The sequence below is a fragment of the Vibrio sp. 10N.222.54.A3 genome, from assembly GCF_041474095.1.
Taxonomy (GTDB): Bacteria; Pseudomonadota; Gammaproteobacteria; order Enterobacterales; family Vibrionaceae; genus Vibrio; species Vibrio crassostreae_C.
On the sequence record NZ_JBFRTN010000048.1, the window covers coordinates 1 to 3,607 of the forward strand.

The 3,607-nt window shown below is 42.8% G+C and carries 2 protein-coding genes and 1 pseudogene; all 3 read right to left on the minus strand.

Features of this window, described 5'->3' with window-relative positions; translation table 11 throughout:
- On the minus strand, positions 1-1,244 hold a 1,244-nt coding region (locus AB4507_RS11480; RefSeq protein WP_372182706.1), incomplete at its 3' end, for a bifunctional aspartate transaminase/aspartate 4-decarboxylase.
- A gap of 151 nt (positions 1,245-1,395) precedes the next feature.
- Positions 1,396-3,111, minus strand: a complete 1,716-nt coding sequence (aspT, locus tag AB4507_RS11485) for an aspartate-alanine antiporter (RefSeq protein WP_136981858.1) — start codon at positions 3,109-3,111, stop codon at positions 1,396-1,398.
- Between the two features lie 391 nt (positions 3,112-3,502).
- A pseudogene (locus AB4507_RS11490) lies at positions 3,503-3,607 on the minus strand (IS5/IS1182 family transposase); the annotation flags it as partial.

The following is a 3,607-nucleotide window of genomic DNA, read 5'->3' on the forward strand; positions in this document are numbered from 1 at the left end:
CAAGCGGCTTTGTAGCGACCTTCTGAGTCCATTAGACAAGTTAGAGCAAACATCGCCATTTGCACTTGTTGCGGTAGAGATAGACCGGCAGTGTGATTCAAGGCTACGCTACGGCTATCCGCAACGATGCGGTCGATGAACTTAATGTCACGTGGCTCTGGAGTCAGTGTTTTGTAACGGTCATCAAGTTGACACTGTTTTTCTTCGCTGAAAGAACTTAGTGAGTCATCAAATACGTTTTTGTGTTGGATACCAATGGTACCTAAACGCCAGCCTGTTGCGCCAAAGTACTTAGAGAACGAGTAAACACAAAGTGTGTTGTATGGTAGTTTTGCAAATAGAGAAACGAAGTCATCGGCAAATGTACCGTATACGTCATCAGTGATGATGAATAGGTCACTGCGTTGCTCATTCACAAAGTTTGTTAGGTTCTCTAGAGTCTCGTCAGAGAATTTCACTGATGCTGGATTAGCAGGGTTAACGACGCAAAGCAGTTTGATGTCTGTATCTGCCAGTTTCTCGATTTCAGACATTGGTAGCTGCCAAGTCGTCTCATCAAGGCGTAGCTCAACGATTTCTAGCTCATACTCAGAAAGCTCTGGGATTTCTAGGTAAGGGGTAAAGATTGGCGTGATTAGCGCAACTTTGTCACCTTTTTTCAATAGACCATTGTTGAACATGGTTGCGAACGTGTACGTCATTGACGCTGTGCCGCCTTCTGTTGCGAACAAGTCAAAGTTAGTCGTCATTGGCATTGGGCCGTACATCTCTTCTGCGATGTATTGTTTAACCACTTTCTCGATGTTCACTAGCATACGTGGTGGCACTGGGTAGTTACACGCAAGGTAAGCCAGTACTAGCTCGTTTAGGAACGCTTGTTTTTCGATACCTAGACGGTCTTTTGCGTAGCTTAGTGCACGACGTAGGAAGTCAACGCCTTTGTCTGCTGCATATTGGCTTGCGAACGTGTCGAAACGCTCAACGATGCCAACACCATCAGGGATACCACCGAAATCACCACCTAGGTAAGCGTAGTTACGCTCTGCTTCTGCTACCGCAAACTCACCAAGACGGATGAAGGCTTTACGAGGTAGCGTTGCTAGGAAGTTAGGGTTACCACGACCTGCATCAAGAAGTGCACGATCTGGCACAGCTTGCGCCACTTCAATCAGTTTGTCTTTTAGCTCGAATGGGCTTAGGTCAGCGAATTTTGAAAAATCGATAGTTGGAGTTTGAGTAGTCATAATAGATACCTAATAATTTAATATTAAACACTTGTAATTAAATAAAGTGTTTTACTTAAGCGTGATTATTCAGGCCTACCCTATTTTTGATTGGGTAGGTCTGTTAATAAGTTGATGATTTTTTAAATCTATAATGAGTTGTAGGTTTTAATTACATACCCGCATTAACGGTAATAATGCCGACGATAATTGGGCCCCATAGAGTCAGTAACACGTTGGCTACGGCGTAAGTCACAGTAAAAGAGAATACTGGCGTTGCGTTGCCTGTTTTTTCCATCAATGCAGCGAACGCTGGGTTTGCACTTCGACCACCGGTTACACAACCTAAAGCTTCTACCGGATTCTTTATCTTCAATACAAAGTACGAGAAGAAGAATGAAATAATCTGTGGAATGATGGTTACCGCAACACCCAAGAATAGTAGGCTCATACCGTGTTCTTTGATGGTGTCTACCGCTTGAGGGCCAGCCTCAAGACCAACGATACCCACGAATGCTGCTAGACCGAAGTCGCGAATAAAGCTTGCTGCTGATTCTGGGAATTGCGCCACATGTGGGTTACGGCTGCGTAACCAACCAACAATCAGACCTGACACTAGACAGCCTGCACCAGAGCCGATAGTGACCGGAATACCTGCAATTTTGAAGTTGATTAGGCCAATCAAAAGACCCAATACCATACCCATGCCTAGTACAATGAAGTCAGTCATTGTTGCTGAGTTCATTGGCTTACCGATTGTACCTTGAACACGATTAATATCGCTTGGTGAGCCAGTTAATTGAATAACATCATTTTTCTTAACAACAAGGTCAGCGTGAACTGGGATTGATACACCTTCGCGAAGGTAGTCAGTCACATAAACACCACGGTAAGTGCCTTTGTTCGCTTCTGATTTGATTTGACCTAGTGTACGGCCAATCAGTTGTTTGTTGTCTGCGATAAGCTGACGGTTCTCTTCAATGACTTCGTACTCTTCTGGAAGCACAACTTCAGAGCCAACAGAGTCACCTTTCAACTGACCAATGGCTTTACGAGTACCTGTGATAACCAGAACATCGCCTTGTTGAAGCTTAGTAAATTTGTCTGCTTCAATCGCTTTGCCATCACGCTCGATAACTTCGATGCATGCGTCTATTGAATCTTGATTGATTTGGGCTAGTGTCAAACCATTCACTTTGCTCTCTGCTTTGATTTCAAAAGCGCGAGTCTCAAGTTTTGTCATCGCATTGAATTCACCAGCACCAAGCTCTGCATTACCATCTGAGTTCGCTTCTGCCATTTTGATTGCTTCAGCGCGGATATCCCATTTCATTAGTGTTGGGAATACCCATGTCACCATTAGGATTGGACCTAGAGAACCGAAGATGTAAGTTACAGCGTAACCAACAGCAACGTTAGTTTGCATCAGATGTTTGGCTTCTTCAGACACACCACCCAAACGGGCGATCGCATCGCCTGCAGTACCAATGATCGCAGACTGAGTTAAACCACCGGCAGCTAGGCCCGCAGCAGTACCTCTATCTAAGTCAAACAACCACGCAGCGGCAAGTACACACAATAAGCCTGAAACCGTCATAACAACCGCAGACAACAGAATGTTGATGGTTCTAAAGTTAAGCGCTTTAAAGAATTGTGCGCCGCCTTGATAACCCACAGCATAAATAAAGAGCGCAAAGAAAATACTTTTTACGCCGGGATCAATCTGAACACCAAATTGCCCAATAATTACGCCCATTAATAATGTTCCGGCCACACCGCCTAAAACAAATCGGCCGATAGTAATTTTACCAACCATATAACCCAATGAGAGTGTAATAAATAGTGCGACAAATGGTGCCATGTCAAACAGATTAGAAATAATGTCCATGACAAATTTACTCTTGTTACTAAATATAAGGAGTAAATAATCTAACGAATAACTTAATAATGATATTTGTTGGATTATTCAAAATAAATAAAGCATCTCGTTGCTTCGAACCGAATATTAAGAACAAAAGGTTTTATTATGTAATCCCATTTGATGGATCAAATCATCACTTTAACTGTTCGCATAGTTTTTGAAGTGCAACTTGCATCTTAAATGATTGTTTTAAATAGATTTATCTTAAACCGGAAAAAGTAGATGATTTTCGAAATCAATTTCAATTAAGTGTTTCCACTTCAAGAACGACAACCTACCTACCGTTGTTTTACTGGCTTACGGCGGCGTTGTTAATCAAATCAGCTTGAAGATCAACGACACCATATGTAGCTAGCCGTTAGCTTCTAACGGGCATACCTAGTCCTATGACTTTGTTAATCGCTTTGACATTCGCCATGATTTCGCCCACTTGAGCGTTGTAACATCTCAAGCTCAATTTATC

Excerpts from the sequence above, each read along its gene's own strand:
- aspT (WP_136981858.1), bottom strand. The coding sequence starts at position 3,111 with ATGGACATTATTTCTAATCTGTTTGACATGGCACCATTTGTCGCACTA.